Below are 21323 nucleotides of genomic sequence, written 5' to 3'. Positions count from 1 at the left end.
AGGCATGCCGCCTGTTGACATCGGATTAAGAGGAAGTAAGGGGCGAGCAGCTTGGATATTTTTACGGAACCGTTTTTTGTAAGAGCACTTATCGGAGGCATCTTGATCGGGCTGACCGCTCCGTTGATGGGTGTCTTTCTAGTGCTGCGGAGGCTTTCGATGATCGGGGATACTCTCGCGCATGTTTCGATCGCGGGGGTGGCGCTGGGATTTCTTCTCGGCGTGTATCCGATCGGCATGGGGCTTCTTTTTGCGCTTCTGGCATCGTTTGCAATCGAAAAGCTGCGCAAGGCGTACAAAACGTATGCGGAGCTGTCGATCGCGATTATCATGTCGGGCGGGGTGGCGCTGGCTACGCTGTTGTTTACGCTGGGCAAAGGGTATAATATTAATGTGATGAGCTATTTCTTCGGCAGCATCTACACACTCGATTCCAGCGACCTGTGGGTCGTTTTCGGCGTGTGCATTCTTGTGCTCGCCGTTGTTGCCCTGCATTTTAAGGAATTGTTCCTCATGTTCTTTGATGAGGAGGCGGCTGGAGTAAGCGGGCTGCCGCTGAAAGTGTACAACATCATGATCACGATGCTGACGGCGCTGGTTATCTCCGTGTCCATCAAGATTGTGGGCGCGCTGCTCGTATCGGCGCTGCTTACGATTCCGGTCGCCTGCAGCCTTCTTGCGGCGAAGAGCTTCCGGCATTCGGTCGTGCTGTCCGTCCTCATATCGGAGATCGGTGTTGTCGCGGGACTGGCCTTGGCGGCGTGGTACGATTTTGCGCCGGGAGCGACCATCGTTCTTTCCCTGATCGTTGTTCTCATGGTTCAGTTGGTTTGGAAAACGGTCCGCCGCGCTTAAAAACGGCGGCCCAAAGCAGGAGGAATGCTTACACATGCAGCATGTTAATGTTTGGCTCGCTTTCTGGGCCGGGTTCGCTTCATTTATTTCGCCGTGCTGTCTGCCGCTGTATCCTTCATATTTGTCTTACATCACCGGAATTTCGGTCAGCGAGCTTAAATCGGGGCAGACGAAAGGCGCGGCCAGACTGCAGACGATGGCCCATACGCTTGCATTCATTCTCGGATTTTCAATCATTTTTTACAGCCTTGGGCTTGCGGCCAGCTCCGTCTCGGAGTTTTTTGTAACGAACCGGGATCTGCTCAGACAAATTGCGGCTCTGCTCATCCTTGTGATGGGATTGTTCCTGCTCGGAATTTTCCAGCCGAAGTGGATGATGAGAGAGCGTAAGCTTCAGCTCAAATGGAAACCTGCGGGCTATCTCGGCTCGGTTCTGATCGGAATCGGTTTCGCCGCCGGCTGGTCGCCCTGCATCGGTCCGATTTTGTCGTCCATGCTTGTGATGGCCGCCGCCGAACCGGATTCGTGGCTTCCGCTGATCAGCGCTTATTCGCTCGGATTTGCGATTCCTTTTTTCGTCCTGTCCTTTTTCATCGGGTCTACCAAATGGATTTTGCGCTACTCCGCCATGATTATGAAAATAGGGGGAGGCGTCATGATTGTTTTCGCCATTTTGTTGTACACCAATCAGATGTACAAAATCACCATTTGGCTGAACAACATAACGCCCCAATGGCTGCAATTTTAACATAATCTTTGGAAGAACTGGGTTTAGGTAAAATATTCGATTTTGGCGTTCGGAAATTTATCGAAAATCTGCTCCGTAATAAATTCGCGCAGAGCCGTCGCCTGCTCATCGGGATATACATACTTGCCGCGGCCGTAGCGGCCCCATTTATATTTTCGCTTCGCCTCGTCCATCTCCAGCTTGGATTTGGGATAGCGGCGTTCGATCACGTTTTTAGCCGTTTTCGTGAAACGGTGCTGGATCAGCTCGAATGTCAAATCGTCGAGCGCTTCCGGGGGCAGGGCGTCATGGAGCTTGACGATCAGCTCCTCATAGCCCTTTTCCCAGCCGTCGTGCCAAATAATCGGGGCGATGATGAAGCCGAGCGGATAACCCGCGCGGGCCACTTTGCCGGCCGCCTCGATGCGTTCATGAAACGCCGAAGTGGCCGGCTCGAAGTTTTTAATGACATAGTCCGCGTTTACGCTGAACCGGAATCGGGTATGCTTGTTATGCTTCGCGTCAAGCAGAGGTTCGACATGGTGATATTTCGTAACGAAACGAAGACGGCCGAGCGGCTCTTTTGCCATAAATTCGATATACTCTTTAAGGGATCCGGTAATATGCTCCAAACCGACGGGATCGGAGGTGCAGGCCGCTTCGAACCGCGTAATTTCGGGGGCTCTTTCTTCGATATACTGCTTGGCGGCTTTGAGAATATCGTCGGTATTGACGTATACGCGCACGTAAGGTTTGCTGCCCAAGGTCGTCTGAAGATAGCAGTAATGACAATGTCCCATACAGCCTGTCGCAATCGGCATGGCATATTCGGCGGATGGCTTGGACGTATCGAACTTCAACGTTTTCCGGATTCCCACCACAAGCGTCCGCTTCGCGATCCGGTACTTTTCCAGCTCGGTTTCGCCCGGAAAATTTGTAATCCGGTTGTGGGAAGTCGTCATGTGGATGGGCAGGCCTTTGTTTTGAGCCCACTCCAGGATGCGTTTGCCCTTGGGATACAGGAGGGCATCCGGTTCGAAATAAACGAGCTCGGGCACGAACAACGCGGTGCTTCTGGTGCGGGTCATCTGTTCAGTAGCCATGGCGTGCTCCTTTAAGACGGGAAGTAACGGAACAGTCCTTCCGTTCGGCTATAGTCTGCACCCGGGACAGCGCTCGTAACCGTGGGAAAAGTTCGCGGAAATCGCTTCGGCGCATTCCGTTAACTTGCTTTATTAGTTAATAAACGGTATTATACTAAAGCAAATAAGCAACTAAATTTTAGCAAAAGCAGGGGGAACTCGGGATGGCGACGCCCAGTATGGAAGATTATTTGGAACGGATCTACAAACTGATCGACGAGAAAGGCTACGCCCGTGTGTCCGACATTGCCGAAGGCCTTGAAGTACATCCTTCTTCCGTGACGAAAATGATCCAGAAACTGGATAAAGATAAATATCTGGTATATGAGAAATACCGCGGACTCGTCCTGACTTCAAAAGGCAAAAAAATGGGCAAGCGGCTGGTGGACAGACATGCCTTGCTGGAACAATTTTTAACCGTAATCGGTGTTCAGGAAGAAAATATCTACCGTGATGTGGAAGGAATCGAGCATCATCTGAGCTGGGATTCCATTACCTGCATCGAAACGCTGATTGAATATTTGAACCGGGACCCAGCCAGACTGGAAGATCTCCGCAACTTAAGGACGGAGCTGGACAACAGCTCGGAATCCGAATAAGACTGGAACGTTTGCCGATCTAAGATGGCGGACGTTTTTTCGTTTTTTACTGTGAAAATCGCGTCTAGGAACGTCCATTGCCGCATACATACCTAGGGAAGGTGTGCGGAGGTGACGGAATGAAAATCAACGCGGTATTCGAAGGCGGCGGTGTCAAAGGAATCGCGCTTGCAGGGGCGGTCAGCTCGGCGCTGGATAACGGATTCGAGTTTCACGACGTGGCGGGAACCTCATCCGGCTCAATCGTGGCGGCTTTTCTCGCGGCGGGGTATACGGGGGAAGAAATCAAGCGGCTCATTATCGAAACCCCCTTTCACAAATTTTTAAAGCGCTCTCCCATTTTCGATATGGGAATTGTGGGGTCGGCCGCCAGGCTGATTTGGAAAAAAGGGCTCTATTCCGGTGACGCCCTGGAAGATTGGGTGCGCCAGAAGCTGGAGGTCAAAGGAATCCGAAAGTTCGGCGATCTGCGCAAAAACCAGCTGCGAATCGTGGCTTCGGATATTTCCCAGGGAAAGCTGCTCGTTTTTCCCGACGACGTCGCCCAATACGGAATCGATCCCGGCCGTTTTTCGATTGCCCGGGCCGTTCGGATGAGCTCTTCGATTCCGTATTTTTTCGATCCCGTGAAAATCCGGAAACCCGCGCGGCAGACCCGGCACGATGAACCGTTCCGCAACCAGTTTGTGTACATTGTGGACGGGGCGATTCTGAGCAACTTCCCGTTGTGGCTTTTCGACGAGCCGGAGCAGCAGCCGAGCCGGATTCCGACTCTAGGTTTCTCTCTGGTCGGCAAAATACCGAAACATATTCATAAAATTAACGGGGTTATCTCCATGTTCCAGGCTTTGTTCACGACGATGATGGATGCACACGACACCCGATACATCGAAGAGAACAATTACTTCCGGACGGTCAAAATACCTGCGCTCAACGTAAACTCGACCCAGTTCAACCTAACCCTGGAGGACAGCGAAAACTTGTACGAGGCGGGGTACCGGGCTTCCGACGACTATTTCCGCAAATGGTCCATGCATCTGTATGAGTCCGCTTACGAAAAATACGTTCTGCGCAAGCCGGTATAAGCGGGTATATGCCGGTTGCGTCGGATTCGTACGGCGTTTGCACGTATCCCCCCGTAAAACTCAAGGGAGGTACGTGCTTGTACGGCATGCGGACCTATCGCAGTACAAGATTAATGCCGCGGGGAGCGGCAGCGCATCCGGACAACCAAAAAAAGCGAACCTGCAAAGGTTCGCTTTTTTGGTTTCCGCCTTCTCAGTGGTATCTCGGCGGGTCTTCCGGAGGGTCGGAAGGCTTGCTGCCTTCAATGACCCGGAACTTGGCTTTGCGCCTCCGCTCCGACACCGAGAGCCGGTCCGGCTTGCGGCCCGCGGAGCGGGTTTTGTAGGAAGTACCCTGCCCCTTCCGGGGGGCCATCTTGTACAGGACGAAAATCAGTCCGAGTACCAGGACGGGAATGAGAAACTGGTTTAAGCTGTAGGCAAGTCCGATCAGAGCGAGCGCCGCGATGACGACGGTAGCGGCCGACCAGCGGCGATTCATGCGCTTGCCTTGGACTGGGTGAGCCGGCTTTCGGCTTCACGCATCCGGTTGAATGAGGCGATCGAGACTTCCACCTGATCGTCCGTAGGCTCTTTGGTCGTCAGCTTTTGCAGCCAGAGCCCCGGATAACCGAGGAAACGGAGAACCGGCACTTCACGAAGCGAGTTCGTAAAACGAAGAACTTCGTAAGAGACGCCGATGATGACCGGCAGAAGAACCAGACGCTGTACGATGCGGTCGATCATATTGTCGTAGGTGAAGAACGAGTATATGATGACGCCGATGATGACGGTAAAGACGATAAAGCTGCTGCCGCAGCGGTAATGAAGCGTACTGAACTGCTGGACGTTGCGGACGTTCAGCTCGACGCCGGCTTCGTATGCCGAAATGACTTTGTGCTCGGCGCCGTGATACTGGAACAGCCGTTTGATGACCGGCGTGAGCGAAATGATGTAAATATAGGACACGAGCAAAACGATCTTGATCAGTCCTTCGATGATGTTGTGCCAGATCTGATGCTGTTCGAAGAACTTGCCGAACATGACATCCTCCAGAATTGCCGGAACGAGAGTGAAGATCACCTTTCCCATCAGGAAGGACAGGACGCCGACTACGGCTACCCCGAGAATCATCGACAGGCTGAACCCCGACTTCTCTTCCTTGGCGGGGGCTTTGCCTTCGCCTTCCTCTTCTTCCGCAAAGCTTTCGGCCGAGAAGTTGAGGTGCTGCGCGCCTTTGGCGCTGGATTCGATAATTCCGACGATACCGCGCAGCAGAGGGATTTTCTTCAGTTTGTTGACCCAGCCGATTTCGGTTTTGGGAACTTCAAGAAAATCGATGGTGCGGTCTTTTTTGCGGACCGCGGTGACATGAACATTCCGGCCGGCAAACATGACGCCTTCAATAACGGCTTGTCCGCCGTAAATGCTTGTATTGGATTGTGACACGTTCTATCCACCTTCTCTAAATAGCTGGTTTCTTCTCTATTTTAGCGAATTTTCCAGCAGAATGCCACCGCTTTCTATTTCGGTTAAGAAGCGGGAATTGGTACATACTAGGTTGGACGTAAAGTTACGGATATTGGACTAGCCGGGAGGAAAAGGAACATGGTTAACCATACGCAGGGAACAGCCGCGGCAGGGAATGGAAATTCGGCATGCGGCGAAAGAAAGTCGTTTTCGCAAAACGGAGGAGCGGCCGGCGAAGAGAAGAAAACGAACCGGGCTTTTTTCGCCCTGTATCTGGGGTTTTTCGCGGGGATAATCTGGGGAGCCGTTAAAATCATCGAGTACATATTCAAATTTACGAGGGTAATTCCCGCCTTTCTGGCCGAACCGTTCTACCGGCACGATTTTCTTCTCACCTGGCAGGGGACACTGGTGGGTTGGCTGTTTTTTATCGTTTTCTCGATTCTGGCGTCTTTCATCTATATGTTCCTGTTCGGGAAAGTAAGAGGGCCCTGGATGGGAGTCGGATACGGAATCGCGTGGTGGTGCCTGCTCTATTTGGTGATCGGCCCCTGGACTGGCATGATGGGCTCGATGTATTTCAGCGACTGGAACACGATCCTGACGGATTTTTGCCTGTTTCTGGTTTGGGGGTTGTTTATCGGCTACTCGACCGCCTTCGAATTTACGGAGGAGCACAGCCGCAAACCCGCTTAGCAAACTACCTTTTCCAAGCAACTTATGGTAAAATGGCTACGGTAAAGCGAGAAGCCGGAGCACGTTCGGCCGGCTATGAAGGAGGCGCCTAAGCGTGAATAAAGTGCTGGTCCTTAACGGGCCGAACTTGAATATGCTCGGTATACGGGAGCCGGCCGTTTACGGAAGTATGTCTTTGAAAGACATCGAAACGGCAATGACGGAAATAGCGGGAACGCTGGATCTCCAGCTGACCTTTCACCAGTCTAATCACGAGGGCCAGTTGATCGACTGGATTCACGAAGCCCACGGGACGATGGACGGGATTCTGATCAATCCCGGGGCTTTTACCCATTACAGCTACGCCATTCGCGACGCGATCTCATCGGTCGGACTTCCCGCCGTGGAGGTGCACTTGTCGAACATTCACAAGCGTGAGGAGTTCCGGCACCGTTCCGTTCTGGCCGCCGTGATGGTAGGGCAGATTGCGGGCTTCGGGGCTTTCGGCTACGAGCTCGGATTAAGAGCGCTTCATCAACATTTTGTGGAAGCTAGGTGATATTATGCAGGACAAGCGTCTGGAACGTCTACGCCGGCAACTGACCGAGCAGGGAATCCCTGCGGTACTCGTTACGAATCCAATCAACCGCAGATACCTGACGGGCTTTACGGGCAGCGCGGGCATCGTACTGGTAACCGGCGGAAGAGCCGTACTGATTACGGATTTCCGGTATATGGAGCAGGCTCCGAAAGAAGCCGCGGGTTACGAAGTCATCGACCATAAAGGTAAAATCGGCCGGACCATTCTGGATATTCTCGGCAAAGAGTCCATCAAGCAGCTCGGCTTTGAAGAAAATGACTTGACTTATTCCGCTTATTCCGGCTATACTGGCGATTTGCAAGGGGTTGAATTGATCCCGACCGGCGGTATTGTGGAGAAGCTCAGGATCGTCAAAGACGAGTCCGAGCTGAAAATCATGCAGGAAGCCGCAGATCTGGCGGACCGGACTTTTTCTTACATACTAACGAGATTGAGAACGGGCGTGACCGAGAAGCAGATCGCGCTGGAGATGGAAATTTTCATCCGGGAGAACGGAGGCACATCCTCGTCGTTCGATACGATCGTCGCTTCCGGCGAAAGATCGGCTCTTCCGCACGGTGTGGCGAGTGACCGGGTGCTTCAGCCGAACGAATTCGTCAAACTGGATTTCGGCGCCTTGTATAAGGGCTACTGCTCCGACATTACCCGCACCGTCGTGCTGGGTCAGCCTTCGGACAGGCACAAAGAGATTTACGGCATTGTACTCGAAGCCCAACTGAACTGTGTCGGCAGCTTGAAGCCAGGCATGACGGGAAGCGAAGGCGACGCGCTGTGCCGCGATATTATTGCGCGCTACGGGTACGGGGACAACTTCGGCCATAGCACGGGACACGGCCTCGGGATGGAAGTCCACGAGCATCCGCGGCTTGCCAAAGGCTTTGCCGGCGTTCTCGAACCCGGCATGGTCGTGACGGTGGAACCGGGCATTTATATTCCGGGCTTCGGCGGAGTCCGCATCGAGGATGACGTCGTCATCGAGCAAAGCGGCATCCGCCTGCTTACGCATTCAACGAAAGAGCTTATCACCATTTGATTTATTTCCAGGAGGGAACTTGAGACGTGATTTCAGTTAACGATTTCAAAACAGGTTTGACGATTGTAGTAGATAATGATTTATTCAGCGTTATCGATTTCCAGCACGTAAAACCGGGTAAAGGCGCCGCGTTCGTACGCTCCAAGCTGAAGAACCTGCGCAACGGCAACGTTGTGGAGAAAACATTCCGCGCAGGCGAGAACGTGGGCCGCGCTCATATCGAAAACCGCGAAATGCAGTATCTCTATGCGAGCGGTTCCGAATACACGTTCATGGATACGGAAACTTACGACCAGATTTCCCTGGAAGAAGCCCAACTGAAATGGGAGCTGAACTTCCTCAAAGAAAACATGAACATCCACATCATGAGCTACCAGGGAGAAATCCTCGGGATCAACCTGCCTAACAGCGTTGAGCTCAAAGTGGTTGAAACGGAGCCGGGCGTTAAAGGCAACACGGCTCAAGGCGCAACGAAGAACGCGAAGGTGGAAACCGGCCTGAACGTTCAAGTGCCGCTTTTCATCAACGAAAACGACGTCCTTCTGATCGATACGCGCGAAGGCAAATATATCTCCCGCGCCTAGTTTACAGGCACGACAAGCCCCTGATTCCCGCCAAGGAATCGGGGGCTTTTTGCGCTTTGGCGTACACCGGGAAAAGGGCGCAAGAAATATCGTTTGAGGAATGAAACGTTTTCATTGACGACTTTAGGAGAGCGGGTTATTATAACAATAACGCTTTACAGGTTTTATGCTTTCATGCAGTAAAACATTAATTCAACCGATGGTTAATTTTAGGGGGAAAATAAAATGAAAATGAAACCGTTCGTTACTCTTTTACTGGCGGCTTCTTTGGTCACCGCCGCGGGCTGCGGCAAACAGGCGGCACCGGAATCAACCGGCGGCGGAGCCTCCGCGGCTCCCGAAGGCAAAAAAGTGAAAATCGGCATTATGCAGATCGTCGAGCATCCGTCTCTGGACGCCGCCCGCCAAGGGTTTATCGCCGCGCTCAAGGACAACGGCTATGAAGACAAGAAGACGGCCGATATCGACTACCAGAATGCGCAGAACGATATGAACAACAACACTTCGATTGCCCAGAAATTTGCGGCCGACAAAAAAGATCTCGTGCTGGGCATCGCCACTCCGTCCGCACTTGCCGCGGCGCAGACTGTAAAAGACGCGCCCGTCCTGTTTACGGCTGTGACGGACCCCGTTGACGCGAAGCTCGTCAAAAGCATCGAGAAGCCGGGCGGCAACGTAACGGGCACCTCGGACCTGGATCCCAAGGCCGTCGATCAGCTGACGGAGTTCGTGGGCAAGCATTTCCCTAACGTCAAGACGATCGGAATCGTTGCGAACGAAGGGGAGCGGAACTCTCAGGTGCAGATAAAGCAGGCGACGGAAGCGTTCGCCAAACACAACATCAAGGTCGTCAAGGCATCGCCTTCCAATAGCTCCGAAGTGAAGCAGGCAGCTGAATCGCTGATCGGCAAAGCCGACGCGCTCTACGTGCCGCTCGACAACACAGTCGTTTCCGCCTTGAACGCGGTGATCCAGGTGGCGGAACAGGGCAAGAAACCCCTGTTCGTAGGTGAGAACGATTCCGTTAAAGGCGGCGGTTTTGCTGGCTACGGCTCCAACTACTACGATCTGGGATATACGACAGGTCTTCAAGCCGTCGAAATTTTGAAGAACGGCAAAAAGCCTTCGGACATTCCGGTCGGGTATCCGAAAAAGCTCGATCTGGCCATCAACATGAAAGCAGCCAAAAATATGGGCGTTGAAGTCACGGACGCAATGAAAGCGGAAGTGAAAGAAAAGGCCAACCTGTTTGAATAAGTAAACATGGGGGCGGCTTCGGTTTTCGAAGCCGCCTTATGATTGAACACGAAACGGAGTGAACATGATGACCATCGATTGGGGAACGGTCTTGCAGGGATCGCTGGAGCAAGGACTGTTTTACGCGATTATGGCACTCGGCGTTTACATTACCTTCCGCATCCTGGATTTTCCGGACTTGACCGTGGACGGAAGCTTTACGACAGGGGCTTCCATCGCGGCGGTAATGATTACGCACGGAGTGTCGCCTCTGCTCGCCACATTAGCCGCATTCGCGGGGGGAGCGGTTGCGGGTCTTATCACCGGACTGCTGCATACAAAAGGCAAAATTAATGCCCTTCTTTCGGGGATACTCATGATGATCGCGCTGTATTCGATCAATCTGAGAATTATGGGCAAGGCTACGATTTCGTTGTTCGGAAGCGAAGTTCTGCTTGACAAGGAATCACTGCTGTATATCATGCCGATCGTCGTGGTCGCCATCAAGCTGGCGCTGGATTGGTTTCTTCATACGGAGCTTGGTCTTGCGCTTCGGGCAACGGGAGACAACAAACGGATGATCCGCAGCTTCGGCGTCAACACCGATAACACGATTATCCTCGGGGTTTCTCTCTCGAACGGGCTGGTAGCGTTGTCCGGCGCGCTGATCGCCCAGTATTCGGGATTTGCGGACATGCAGATGGGCGTAGGCATGATCGTTGTCGGTCTGGCTTCCGTCATTATCGGGGAAGCGCTGTTCGGGGCCAAAACGATCATCCGGGCCACGTTTGCCGTGGTTCTCGGCGCCATCATCTACCGGTTCGTTGTGGCGATTGCGCTGCAAGTCGGTCTGGAATCGACGGACATGAAGCTGATGACGGCACTTATCGTCATCATCGCGTTAACGCTGCCGAAGATTCAAGGGTCATTGAAGCAGAAAGCGGTTATCCGCAAACGGAAAACAGAGCTGGCGGAGAAGAGCGGAGGTGTGGAACATGCTTCACATTGATCGCGCATCGAAAATATTCAATCCGGCCACTCCGGATGAGAAGGTCGCTCTTTCGGACATTCAACTGCATCTCGCTCCCGGCGATTTCGTCACGGTCATCGGCAGCAACGGAGCCGGGAAATCGACCCTCATGAACCTCATTTCCGGCGTCATGCAGCCCGATTACGGCGTCGTCCGGATCGAGGGCAAAGACATTACATCGCTCTCCGAGCACAAGCGGAGCCGCTGGATCGGCCGTGTTTTCCAGGACCCGATGGCGGGCACGGCACCGACCATGTCCATCCAGGAAAACCTTGCCATGGCGCATGCCCGCGCCGGCAAAAGAGGCTTTAGTCTCGGTGTGACCAAGCAGAAGAAACTCGCGTTCAAGGAACATCTGGAGCGGCTTGGTATCGGCCTGGAAAACCGGCTGAACGCCAAGGTCGGCCTTCTCTCCGGGGGGGAGCGTCAGGCGCTCAGCCTGCTGATGGCGACCTTCACGCAGCCGAATATTCTTCTGCTGGATGAGCATACGGCGGCTCTCGATCCGTCGCGTGCAGAGCTTATTACCCAGCTGACGAAGCAGATCGTGGAGGAGTCCAAGCTCACGACGCTGATGGTGACGCACAACATGGAGCAGGCCATCCGGCTCGGCAACCGGCTGATCATGATGGACAAAGGCCGGATCATCCTCGACATCCCGGCGGCTTCGAAACAGGATCTGACCGTGGAGAAGCTGCTTCGGGAATTCGAAAAAATCCGCGGCGAGAAGTTCGTCGACGACCGGGTGGTACTGGGCTGAACGTCAAGGAAAGCGTGTCTGCTTCCGGACAACGGAGCGGGCAAGCTTTCTTTTTTTACAGACAAACAGAACGGGATTTCCTCCATTTCTTCTAGGGATAAGGGGAAATGTCGGAAAGTGGAGTTTTCCGCTCCCACAATTCCGAACGTTTATGCTATAATGATCTACAATTATTCATTTGCAAGCATAGGGAGTGAACAGGGTTGTCTTTAATTGTGATGAAATTCGGCGGCAGCTCCGTTGGCGATGCCGAACGGATGAAACGCGTGGCCAAGCGGATCGTGGACCGCAAAAGAGAAGGACACCGCTGTGTCGTGGTCGTTTCCGCGATGGGCGACACGACGGACGATCTCATCGATTTGTCCAAACAGTTGTATGACGGCGCTCCGCCGGCAAGAGAGATGGATATGCTGCTGACTACGGGAGAACAGGTTTCGGTCGCGCTTTTATCGATGGCGATCCAAAACATGGGCGAACCCGCCGTTTCTTACACCGGCTGGCAGAGCGGCATGATCACGGAAGACCTGCACGGCAAAGCCCGTATCACCGATATTCAGCCGCACCGGATTCACACGGCGCTTGAGAAAGACAACGTCGTGATCGTGGCCGGCTTCCAGGGCATGACCGAAGACGGCGAGATCACGACGCTCGGCCGCGGCGGATCGGATACGACCGCTGTAGCGCTGGCCGCGGCGATTCATGCCGATCTATGTGAAATTTACACAGACGTAGACGGGATCTACACAACCGACCCCCGTGTTGTCAAAAATGCGCGAAAATTGAAAGAAATCTCGTATGACGAGATGCTGGAGCTTGCCAATCTGGGAGCTGCGGTTCTGCACCCGCGTGCAGTGGAATATGCCAAAAATTACAATGTGGCGCTTGTCGTTCGTTCGAGTTTCACTCAAAACGAAGGCACGTATGTCAAGGAGGAAGCGGAGATGGAACAAGGAATTGTCGTAAGAGGCATCGCCTACGATAAAAATATCGCAAGAATCAGCATTCTGGGCGTACCGGACAAACCGGGCCAGCTGGCCAAGGTATTTACGTCCCTGGCGGCTGAACAGATCGACGTGGATATTATCGTACAAAGCGGCGTGTTAAACGGCCTGGCCGATTTCTCCTTCTCCGTCTCGCTTTCCGACCGCGATAAGGCGCTTCAGACCATCGAAGGCATCCGCGGTGAGGTCGGTTTCCGCGAAGTGACTTCCGAAGGCGATCTCGTTAAAATTTCAATCGTCGGCGCAGGCATGGTCAGCACACCGGGAGTGGCGGCCAAAATGTTCGACGAGCTTTCGAAAATCGGCGTCAGCATCAACATGGTGTCCACGTCGGAAATCAAAATTTCCTGCGTGATCGACGGCAAGCAGCTGGCGGAAGCCGTACAGGCTCTCCATACGGCTTACGGGCTCGACGCCCAGGAGCAGGTATTCGTGGGCGGACCTCAGGACAGACGTTAATTCGTCTTTCCGGTCAGGTTAGTCGTCCCGTAACTCCAGCCTTATGATCCACATGCGTATAACCAAAATAAAACCGGCCTCCCAAGGCCGGCAAGGCGCTGAACTGTCCGAAGACAGTTCGGCGCTTTTTTGATTTACAGGCTGCAGAAATCCGGACGTTCGGAACTCAGGAGATTCGGTCGGCTACGAACGTGAATATTTTCAGCAAAACGGCTGTAATGCCTGCCGCCATCAAAGGTCCGACGGGAATACCCCGCATAAAAATGATACCGAAAATGGAGCCGATCACGAGCCCGACGATCAATTGGGGATCGATTTTCAATAAATCGAGCCCTTTGCCGTTCATGTAAGTGGCGATGGCGCCGCCGGACAAAGCGAGAATGCCGGGCCAAGTCGTAAATACCGTCAAGATATCTTTATACGAAATCCGTTCGCTCGCGAAAGGGACGAGCACGCCCATCGTCAAAAACAGCAGTCCGAGCTCCAGCCCTCTTCGTTCGATGGCGGGCAGGTAGCGGTCCAGGCTGATCAATTTGACGACGAGCAGGACACAAGCCGCCGTTGTAATGATGGGGGAGCGTCCGATCAGGCCGACAATGATCAGAATTACGAGAAGCAGATCTCCGTTCATGAGAAAACCCCTTGTACCAGTCTCCCTTTATTGTATGAGCGGGGACAAGGTTTAGAACGAAGCGGCTCTTGCAGGCGTGCGAACGCCTCCCATTCAGCTGGAAAGATGCACTCTGGCCGGCGCCAAGGGGACGAGGATGCCGTCTTTCAGCAGGGGGACGACGTCCGAGACGTTCACGCGGGCTGCGAAGGCGACGTCCGTTTCGCAGCCGATGGAAGACAGCCTGCGCCCGCTGTCGCAGGCCGCCAGCGGCGTCGCGGGATCGTCCGCATGCCGCTCGTAGCAGGCCGCAAGGCTGCGGCCGAGATCGCAGACCAAGGCGGTGCCCCCGCAGAGCCGCTGCAGCGCGGAGACGACGAGTCCGGCGCAGAGGCCGTCCTCGAAGCAGAACGCGCCTGCCGTTCCCGCGCAAAGAAGCGCGACGTCGCGCTTCCACCCGGCGGCGGCCCTGGCGCACGCCTCGCCGTTCAGCAGGGCGGCTGCCACGATTCTATCCGCCGGAGCCGCCTTCTGCATCGCCCGTGTGCCGTTGGTCGTGGTCAGCACGACCCTGCGGCCGCCTACGGCTTCGGGCGTGTACTCCAGCGGCGAGTTGCCGAGGTCGAAGCCGGGAATGCGCCGGCAGCGGCGTTCCCCGCCGAGCACATCCCGCTTCCCGCGCAGCATGACCGCCTGCTGGACGGACTCGGCGGCAAGGACGCCGGCGCTGCCGCTTTCCAGAGCGGAAACGATCGTGGTCGTCGCCCGGAGCACGTCGATGACGATAGCGGTCCGTCCGGCCAGCAGTTCGCTTCGTACTTCGCTTAGGGAAGGGATGACGTCAATCCGCATGGACTTCGATGCCTTCTTTCCGGGCGCTTTTTCTAAGCCGTTCTCCGAAGTGAAACGTATCGGAACGCAGGCCGCGGCGCAGCGCTTCCAGGGCAATCACATCGGCCGGAGCGACGTTGCCCAGGTGAACGTCCGGACCCAGCAGCTCCAGCAGATGAATCTGCTGGTTTTTGAGCGGAGCTTCCCAGAGAAGAATATCGGGGCTGGGGACCGAGCGGAGCACACCGTTCAGCTCCTCGTCTTTACAGGCGCCGTTCTCGTCGAAGATACCGACTCCCATCCCCGATTCCCGGGCTTCAATCGTCACTAGCTCCGCGCCCATTTCCACATCCCCGGTTACCGTAGCGACCAACGCCTCCGCTTCAACCGAAGACCCCCAGCATTTTTTGCCGTACTCCGTGATCACCTTAAGCCCGGCCTCTATTCCCCGGACGATCAGCTCGCTGCGAAGGCTGCGGTCCAGCTCGATCGTTCCGTCCGATATTTCGACGCAGGTGAAGCCCAAAGCCGCGACGGTGTCGAAATAAGACGAAATAAGTCCTTCTTGAACCGCCACCTCCAAAAACGTGCCTCCGGGATAGACGTCGATTCCCAAGGCCTTCGCCCGTTCGATCTTGTGCCGGAGCAGCTCCCGCGGATAGAGCGGGGAAGTGCCGAAGCCCAGCTTTATATAGTCCACATGTTCTCCGGCGGCCTGCAGCAAATCGTCGTAAGCGTTCAGGCCGAGGCCTTTATCCATCACCATCGTTTTCCCGAGTGCCCGGGGTTTGCTCTGGCGGCACCCTGTCGGATCGGCGAGAGTCGGATGCCACTTTTTGCAAGAAGACTCTTCCATAACGTCCTCACCTCAGTACTTTCCGGTGGAGTAAATTTCGTAGTCATCTTATGCGGGCGCTTCTGGGTAGGTGCCGCGTATGCCTAAAATCAGACAGGCCCGCATATGGTGAATCGAATAGCTGCAAAAAAGGAGAGGTGACGGCTGTGATTAACAAAATCGTGCTCAGCATGGCGTCTTTGCGTCTGCTGTCGGGATCGCTGGAAATTATTGCGGCGCTGCTGATGATCCGTTTTAACCAGATTGAGAAAGCGCTCTTGGTCAATACGGGACTAGCCATGGCGGGGCCGCTGATTCTTCTGGCGACGACTACTATCGGTCTGGTCGGCATTGCGGAGAAGCTTTCCATCGGCAAGATGCTCTGGGTCGTGGCCGGCGTGAGCTGCATTTTTATCGGCATTCTCAAAAAGTAAATCAAAAAGTAAACCGACATATTCACTGCACCGGGACATACATATAAAGACAAAGGACAAGACAATTCCGGAGGTGAGGCTGTGCTTGCGTCCGTATTCGCCCATCTGCCCGCTTCCATACGCGGGATACTCGAATCGCTGCCGGTGAACCTGCATTCGGGGCTGGAAGAAATCCGGGTCCGTCAGGACCGTCCCCTTGAGATCGTCTTTGACCGGCGCTGCGCGTTCGTTACGCGTGAAGGGCTGACGGACGCCGACGCCTCGCGGGCGTACAGGCCGTCCCGCGAAGAATGCAAAAGTCTGCTCGAACTGTTGACCCGGCACTCCTTCTATTCTTTCGAGGAGGAACTGAAGCGCGGCTTTATCACGATTCCGGGTGGTCACCGGGTAGGGCTGGCGGGACGGGTCGTCCTCGAAGGGGGAAGCGTCAAACATATCCGCGATGTCAGCTCGTTTAACATCCGGATCGCGAGGGAACTCCCCGGAGCCGGTAAACCGGTTCTGCCTCATCTCCTTGACCGGGAGGCGGACACGGTTCACCATACGCTCCTGATTTCGCCTCCCCAGCTTGGGAAAACGACGCTGATCCGCGATCTGGCGCGGATGATCAGCAGCGGCGAAGCGGCATTTCCGGCAGCCGGCGGCGAGGGCAGTCCCGGCGGGGCCGGTGCCTCTCCCAGTGGCGGTTCCCGAACCGGCACAAGCGGCGGACCTGGCTTGCCGGGCGGAACGGGCAGCACCGGGATCTCGCCGGCCGGTGCCGGTCCCGAAGCCGGGAGCCGGGAGCCTGTCACAAGGCCGACTGCGCGGCACAGTCCGCGGAGGAGCGCCGGCTGGAAAGTCGGCATCGTCGACGAACGCTCCGAAATCGCCGCTTCCGAGCGGGGGGTGCCGCGCTTTGACCTGGGGCCGCGCACCGATGTGCTGGACGGCTGCCCGAAAGCGGAGGGCATGATGATGATGATCCGCTCGATGTCCCCCGAGGTGCTGATCGTGGATGAGATCGGGCGTCAGGAAGACGCCGAGGCTATCCGCGAGGCCCTTCATGCGGGCATCCGGATCATCGCCACGGCTCACGGACGGGACCTGGGCGATGTGTTGCGCAGACCGGCCCTGCGGGAGCTGCTCGAAAGCGGCGTTTTCGGCCGCTACGTGATTCTCGGCCGCTCGGCCGCGGGCGGGCGCCGCGTGCAAGTGCTGGACGGGGAAGGCCGCCAGCTTGCCGTCTTCGGCGCTTATCGTGCTCCGGCCGAAGAAAAGCCGAGCGGCTGGGAGACTATATTTTCAACCGGCGGAAGGGGATGAAGCGATGTGGGTCAAACTTGCGGGAGCCGCTCTCGTGCTCGGAGCCGGAGCTGGCTTCGGATTCGCCAAAGCGAGAAGGTACCGGAGACGGCCGCAGCAGATCCGGGAAGTGATTCAGGCGCTCCAGCGGCTGGAAACCGAAATCGTCTACGGCTCGACGCCGCTGCCCGATGCGATCGCAACGCTGAGCGAGCAGACGCGGGCGCCTCTGGCGGGCGTGTTCCGCGAGGTGGCGGACCGCCTGTCGGAGCCGCAAGACGACACGCTGAGCGCCGTCTGGCGCGACGCTGTGCAGCACGGCTGGCGGAACTCCGCGATGAAACCGGCCGAGCTGCAGGTCGTCCTCCGGCTCGGGCAGACGCTCGGGGCCAGCGACCGCAGCGATCAGGCCAAGCATTTGCGCCTGGCGGTTCTTCAGCTACAAGCAGAAGAGACGACGGCTGCGGAAGAGCAGAAACGATACGAAGCGATGTGGAAGAGCCTGGGCGTCCTGGTGGGAGCACTGATCGTTATTTTGATGTATTAAAGTGGGGTGCCGAACATGAACGTAGATGTAAACGCCATTTTCCAGATCGCCGGGATCGGGATTATTATCGCCATGATCCACACGGTGCTGAAGCAGATGGGGAAGGAAGACATGGCCCATTGGGTAACCGTCATCGGTTTCGTCGTCGTGCTGTTTATGGTGGTGAGGCTGCTCGATAATTTGTTCCAGGAAATCAAAACCATCTTTTTGTTCCAGTAGGGGGGATGACGTGGAGATTATTCAAATCGTCGGACTCGGCCTGATCGCCACTGTCCTCATCCTCATTATCAAGGAACAGAAACCGATGTTCGCTTTCCTGCTGGCGGCGTTTACGGGCATCCTGATTTTTCTTTTTCTGATCGGCAAAATCGCTTCGGTCATTGAAGTGCTTAATAATCTGGCGCAGCAGTCCGGCGTCAATATGGTGTTTTTGAAAACGATCCTCAAAATCATCGGCATCGCATACATAGCGGAATTCGGGGCGCAGATCGTAAGGGATGCCGGGCAGGAATCAATCGCTTCGAAAATCGAGCTTTCCGGCAAAATTCTCATTATGGTCATGGCCATTCCGATCATCACCGTCATTATCGAAACCGTGATTAAACTGTTTCCGGCCACCTGATCAACCGGACAAGCGTGTGCCGGAAGCGGACCGGATAGGGAGTGGAGAGCATTGGCGCAGCAGCTGTCGCACCGGACGTGGACAACCCTCGTCTTATTCGTCGCACTATTTCTGGGCTTTCTCAGCCACACGGGGGCGCAAAAACTAAACCCCGTAAACCCGATCGATACACTTGTGAAAGAGCAGACGAACCAGCTTGACACGGAGTCCGTCGAGAAATTCTGGGACAAGCTGATGAAAGAATACGGGGGCTATTTTCCCGATAACCGGCCTCCGAGCTTTTCCGACCTGATTACCGGGACCAAAACGTTCGATTTCTCCAACCTGTGGAAAGGGGCGCTGAAATATCTGTTTCACGAGATTGTGGTCAACGGGAAGCTTCTCGTGTCGATTGTGATCCTGACGGTGTTCAGCATGCTGCTGGAGACGCTGCAGAGCTCGTTTGAACGAAATAATGTCAGCAAGGTTGCCTTCGTCGTGTCTTATCTCGTGCTGCTGATCATAGCCGTGAACAGTTTTCAGGTGGCCATCGAATACGCCAAAGGCGCGATTTCGTCCATGATCCAGTTTATGATCGCCCTGATGCCTCTTCTGCTGTCCCTGCTCGCTTCATCGGGAGGGATCACGTCGGTGGCCATTTTGCATCCCCTGATCGTGTTTATGATCCATACCATCGGTACGGTGATCTACGTATTCGTGTTTCCGCTGCTGTTCTTCTCGGCCGTTCTTCATATCGTCAGTTCCATGACGGACAAGTATAAAGTAAACCGGCTGGCAAATCTTCTTCAGAAAATCGCCATCGGCACACTTGGGGTATTCGTGACCGTGTTTTTGGGCGTCATTTCCGTGCAGGGAAGCATGGGGGCGGTGACCGACGGCGTGACGCTGCGGACCGCCAAATATATTGCGGGCAATTTTATCCCGATTGTTGGCAGGCTGTTCTCGGACGCGACGGAAACAGTGCTGGGAGCCTCGCTGCTTGTGAAGAATGCGGTCGGCCTGACCGGGGTCGTCATTGTGATTCTGCTGTGCGCCTTCCCGGCGATCAAAATTTTGGTGCTGGCCCTGATCTATCACGTTTGTGCGGCGGTTATGCAGCCTCTGGGCGACAGCCCCATCATCGTCTGCTTGTCCACGATCGGCAAGAGCATGGTGTATGTGTTCGCCGCCTTATCGGCCGTAGGCCTCATGTTCTTCCTGGCCCTGACGATTATGATAACGGCCGGGAATATCGCCGTAATGGTGCGCTAGATTGGGGTGACCCGCAGGCTTCCGTCAAAAAAGTTGGTATATCCCGAGATGCGAACGAATATATACAAGCATAGGCGAACAAGCTCAAACAACCTGGAACAGCCGGATGGGGGCTTGCTCGCCTAAGAAGGAGGCTTGCCCCGTGGAGTGGCTAGGCGGTTGGCTTAAGACGGTCGTCGCCCTGATTCTGCTCGCCACGTTTATCGAGCTGATGCTCCCGACGAACAAGATGCAGCGGTATGTCCGGACGGCGATGAGCCTGTTCATTCTGCTGACGCTTCTCTCGCCCGTGCTGCAGTTGGCCCGTAAAAGCTGGGACCCGGCAAGACTTCTTGCCGAGGCTCAGTCGGGGCAGCAGCTTGGGGGCGGCGGCGCGGCAGACGGACGTCAGGCGCCCGCAGGGACCGGTCCTTCCGGCCAGCCGGCATCGCTGCAGACAGTCATGGAGCAGGCGGACCGGCTCCAGGCGGGCAGCCGGGAACAAGCGGTCCGCCTGCTGGAAGAGAAGCTTGCCGCCGAGATGAGGCAGACGCTGCAGAAGGAAACGCCTTATCCCATCCGGGACATCCGGGTGAAGACGGCGGTGGACGGGCAGGGCGCCGCATCGGTAGCAAGCGTCGAGCTGACGCTGGACGACGCGGCATCTCCGGCTGCGGAACCGGACGCCTACGGCGATGCCCTCGCGGGTGAAGCCGGAGCATCCGGCATGACGCCGGTCGCGCCCATCGCGCCCGTGGCACCCGTGGATGTCCGCATCGGCGGGGCAAGCGGCCCGGGCGGCAGAGCCGTTCCCGCCCAGACCGGGGAACAGCCGAGCCCGGCGCAGCGGGAAGCGGAGCGGAAGCTCGCCAAGGCGGCGGAGCTTGGCTGGAAGGTTGACCCGTCTCACATTTCAGTGCAATGGACGAAGGAACAGTCGAAGCTTTAGCAAAACCAGCAGAAGCGGCAGGGAGCGATGGTGAGGTGAGCGGATGGGCTCTTGGAAGCAGTGGAGGAGTAAATGGTTCGGGACAGGCGAGGACGGCAAACGTTCCAATTCCTTTCTTTGGATTGTACTGCTCGGTCTGGTCGGTGCCGCCTTGATGATTTTAAGCTCGTTTCTCAATTTCAAAGAAGTGGAGCCTGCCGGCGACAGCCGGGCGTCTCCCTCCACCCAGCAGGGCAAAGAGACGTTTATGGGCGGAGCGGCCAAGGACAAGACGCCTTTCCGGGAGTACGAGGAAGCCTACGAATCCCGGCTCCGGGATATTCTCCGTAAAGTAGTCGGCGTAGGGGATGTGGAAGTGCTGATTACGATCGAATCTACGGAAGAAATCGTCGTGGAGAAGGATTCGAAGGAAAATCAGCAGCTGACGACGGAAAAAGATACCAATGGCGCCAACCGGAATATTTCCCAGGTTACGAAGGAAGGCAAAGTCGTGCTTTATCAGGTGTCGGGCGATCAACAGCCCCTTGTCGTCAAGACGATCAAACCTAAAGTGAGCGGCGTGCTTGTAGTCGCCAAAGGGGCTGAAGATCTGACCGTCAAGAAAATGATGATCGAAGCCGTCGCCCGGGGCATCGACGTTCCGGTTCACCGGATTTCCATTCTTCCGAGGAAAACAGCCGAATAGCGGGGGCTTGCAAGGAGGACTCCGCATTCCGGCATAAGTGTAAAGCAGCTTTACAGCCAT

Annotated in this window: 26 protein-coding genes; 20 read left to right on the top strand and 6 right to left on the bottom strand. The window is 55.5% G+C overall.

Annotated elements, in window-relative coordinates:
- The first annotated feature begins 51 nt into the window (after positions 1 to 51).
- The gene (locus PCH01S_RS09490; RefSeq protein ID WP_042228668.1) at positions 52 to 855 is read left to right on the top strand and encodes a metal ABC transporter permease; all 804 of its coding nucleotides are present in this window, start codon (positions 52 to 54) and stop codon (positions 853 to 855) included.
- Between the two features lie 34 nt (positions 856 to 889).
- Positions 890 to 1603, top strand: coding sequence for a cytochrome c biogenesis CcdA family protein (locus PCH01S_RS09485; RefSeq protein ID WP_042228667.1), 714 nt, complete (start codon positions 890 to 892; stop codon positions 1601 to 1603).
- A gap of 23 nt (positions 1604 to 1626) precedes the next feature.
- Here PCH01S_RS09485 and splB read toward each other — a convergent pair whose 3' ends face one another.
- Positions 1627 to 2685, bottom strand: coding sequence for a spore photoproduct lyase (splB, locus tag PCH01S_RS09480; RefSeq protein ID WP_042228665.1), 1059 nt, complete (start codon positions 2683 to 2685; stop codon positions 1627 to 1629).
- Positions 2686 to 2888: 203 nt separating this feature from the next.
- Here splB and mntR point away from each other — a divergent pair, with 203 nt between their 5' ends.
- Together mntR and PCH01S_RS09470 are read left to right on the top strand one after the other, a co-directional pair.
- A complete protein-coding gene (gene mntR / locus PCH01S_RS09475) occupies positions 2889 to 3323 on the top strand; it encodes a transcriptional regulator MntR (protein ID WP_042228664.1) in 435 nt (144 codons plus the stop codon).
- Between the two features lie 119 nt (positions 3324 to 3442).
- Positions 3443 to 4408 (top strand): patatin-like phospholipase family protein, encoded by a 966-nt coding sequence (locus PCH01S_RS09470; RefSeq protein WP_042228662.1) that lies wholly within the window; start codon positions 3443 to 3445, stop codon positions 4406 to 4408.
- Positions 4409 to 4601: 193 nt separating this feature from the next.
- Here the strand turns inward: PCH01S_RS09470 and PCH01S_RS09465 are convergent, their stop codons facing one another.
- Together PCH01S_RS09465 and PCH01S_RS09460 are read right to left on the bottom strand one after the other, a co-directional pair.
- On the bottom strand, positions 4602 to 4889 hold the full coding sequence (locus PCH01S_RS09465) for a hypothetical protein (protein WP_042228659.1): 288 nt from the start codon (positions 4887 to 4889) through the stop codon (positions 4602 to 4604).
- Positions 4886 to 5836 (bottom strand): DUF1385 domain-containing protein, encoded by a 951-nt coding sequence (locus PCH01S_RS09460; protein WP_042228658.1) that lies wholly within the window; start codon positions 5834 to 5836, stop codon positions 4886 to 4888. Before PCH01S_RS09460 ends, PCH01S_RS09465 begins: the two co-directional genes overlap by 4 nt.
- A gap of 159 nt (positions 5837 to 5995) precedes the next feature.
- Between PCH01S_RS09460 and PCH01S_RS09455 the strand changes: the two genes are divergently transcribed.
- From PCH01S_RS09455 to PCH01S_RS09420, 8 genes are all read left to right on the top strand, one after another.
- Positions 5996 to 6553 (top strand): YqhR family membrane protein, encoded by a 558-nt coding sequence (locus PCH01S_RS09455; protein WP_042228656.1) that lies wholly within the window; start codon positions 5996 to 5998, stop codon positions 6551 to 6553.
- Between the two features lie 94 nt (positions 6554 to 6647).
- Positions 6648 to 7091 (top strand): type II 3-dehydroquinate dehydratase, encoded by a 444-nt coding sequence (gene aroQ, locus PCH01S_RS09450; RefSeq protein ID WP_042228655.1) that lies wholly within the window; start codon positions 6648 to 6650, stop codon positions 7089 to 7091.
- A 4-nt stretch (positions 7092 to 7095) separates the two neighbouring features.
- Positions 7096 to 8166, top strand: a complete 1071-nt coding sequence (locus PCH01S_RS09445) for a M24 family metallopeptidase (RefSeq protein ID WP_042228654.1) — start codon at positions 7096 to 7098, stop codon at positions 8164 to 8166.
- Positions 8167 to 8192: 26 nt separating this feature from the next.
- On the top strand, positions 8193 to 8750 hold the full coding sequence (efp, locus tag PCH01S_RS09440) for an elongation factor P (protein ID WP_042228653.1): 558 nt from the start codon (positions 8193 to 8195) through the stop codon (positions 8748 to 8750).
- Between the two features lie 225 nt (positions 8751 to 8975).
- On the top strand, positions 8976 to 10007 hold the full coding sequence (locus tag PCH01S_RS09435; protein ID WP_042228652.1) for an ABC transporter substrate-binding protein: 1032 nt from the start codon (positions 8976 to 8978) through the stop codon (positions 10005 to 10007).
- Between the two features lie 64 nt (positions 10008 to 10071).
- Entirely contained in the window at positions 10072 to 10995 is a 924-nt protein-coding gene (locus tag PCH01S_RS09430) for an ABC transporter permease (protein WP_042228651.1), read from the top strand.
- Complete coding sequence (locus PCH01S_RS09425) at positions 10982 to 11776, top strand: ABC transporter ATP-binding protein (RefSeq protein ID WP_042228649.1); 795 nt, start codon at positions 10982 to 10984, stop codon at positions 11774 to 11776. The genes PCH01S_RS09430 and PCH01S_RS09425 overlap by 14 nt, the downstream gene beginning before the upstream one ends.
- A gap of 203 nt (positions 11777 to 11979) precedes the next feature.
- A complete protein-coding gene (locus tag PCH01S_RS09420; protein ID WP_042228648.1) occupies positions 11980 to 13236 on the top strand; it encodes an aspartate kinase in 1257 nt (418 codons plus the stop codon).
- A 166-nt stretch (positions 13237 to 13402) separates the two neighbouring features.
- Here PCH01S_RS09420 and PCH01S_RS09415 read toward each other — a convergent pair whose 3' ends face one another.
- The 3 genes from PCH01S_RS09415 to comA form a co-directional block, all read right to left on the bottom strand.
- On the bottom strand, positions 13403 to 13867 hold the full coding sequence (locus PCH01S_RS09415; protein WP_009674889.1) for a DUF441 domain-containing protein: 465 nt from the start codon (positions 13865 to 13867) through the stop codon (positions 13403 to 13405).
- A 93-nt stretch (positions 13868 to 13960) separates the two neighbouring features.
- Entirely contained in the window at positions 13961 to 14698 is a 738-nt protein-coding gene (locus tag PCH01S_RS09410; protein ID WP_042228647.1) for a 2-phosphosulfolactate phosphatase, read from the bottom strand.
- A complete protein-coding gene (gene comA / locus PCH01S_RS09405; protein ID WP_042228646.1) occupies positions 14688 to 15533 on the bottom strand; it encodes a phosphosulfolactate synthase in 846 nt (281 codons plus the stop codon). Before comA ends, PCH01S_RS09410 begins: the two co-directional genes overlap by 11 nt.
- Before the next feature lie 146 nt (positions 15534 to 15679).
- Here comA and PCH01S_RS09400 point away from each other — a divergent pair, with 146 nt between their 5' ends.
- The 8 genes from PCH01S_RS09400 (at position 15680) to spoIIIAG (ending at position 21263) form a co-directional block, all read left to right on the top strand.
- Positions 15680 to 15946, top strand: a complete 267-nt coding sequence (locus PCH01S_RS09400) for a YqhV family protein (RefSeq protein WP_042228644.1) — start codon at positions 15680 to 15682, stop codon at positions 15944 to 15946.
- Between the two features lie 81 nt (positions 15947 to 16027).
- Positions 16028 to 17251 (top strand): stage III sporulation protein AA, encoded by a 1224-nt coding sequence (locus tag PCH01S_RS09395; RefSeq protein WP_042228643.1) that lies wholly within the window; start codon positions 16028 to 16030, stop codon positions 17249 to 17251.
- A gap of 4 nt (positions 17252 to 17255) precedes the next feature.
- A complete protein-coding gene (gene spoIIIAB / locus PCH01S_RS09390; protein ID WP_042228642.1) occupies positions 17256 to 17777 on the top strand; it encodes a stage III sporulation protein SpoIIIAB in 522 nt (173 codons plus the stop codon).
- A 15-nt stretch (positions 17778 to 17792) separates the two neighbouring features.
- Positions 17793 to 17996, top strand: coding sequence for a stage III sporulation protein AC (gene spoIIIAC, locus PCH01S_RS09385; protein WP_009674926.1), 204 nt, complete (start codon positions 17793 to 17795; stop codon positions 17994 to 17996).
- Between the two features lie 10 nt (positions 17997 to 18006).
- Positions 18007 to 18399 carry a stage III sporulation protein AD gene (gene spoIIIAD, locus PCH01S_RS09380; protein ID WP_042228641.1) on the top strand — a complete coding sequence of 131 codons (393 nt, stop codon included), beginning with the start codon at positions 18007 to 18009 and terminating at the stop codon, positions 18397 to 18399.
- 51 nt (positions 18400 to 18450) lie between these two features.
- Entirely contained in the window at positions 18451 to 19650 is a 1200-nt protein-coding gene (gene spoIIIAE / locus PCH01S_RS09375; RefSeq protein WP_042228640.1) for a stage III sporulation protein AE, read from the top strand.
- 142 nt (positions 19651 to 19792) lie between these two features.
- Positions 19793 to 20578 (top strand): stage III sporulation protein AF, encoded by a 786-nt coding sequence (gene spoIIIAF, locus PCH01S_RS09370; protein ID WP_241688841.1) that lies wholly within the window; start codon positions 19793 to 19795, stop codon positions 20576 to 20578.
- A 43-nt stretch (positions 20579 to 20621) separates the two neighbouring features.
- Positions 20622 to 21263, top strand: coding sequence for a stage III sporulation protein AG (gene spoIIIAG, locus PCH01S_RS09365; protein WP_042228637.1), 642 nt, complete (start codon positions 20622 to 20624; stop codon positions 21261 to 21263).
- The last annotated feature ends 60 nt before the right edge of the window (positions 21264 to 21323 follow it).

This window comes from Paenibacillus chitinolyticus NBRC 15660 (genome assembly GCF_000739915.1).
Lineage (GTDB): Bacteria > Bacillota > Bacilli > Paenibacillales > NBRC-103111 > Paenibacillus_F > Paenibacillus_F chitinolyticus.
This window is presented reverse-complemented; position numbering and strand designations above follow the sequence as displayed.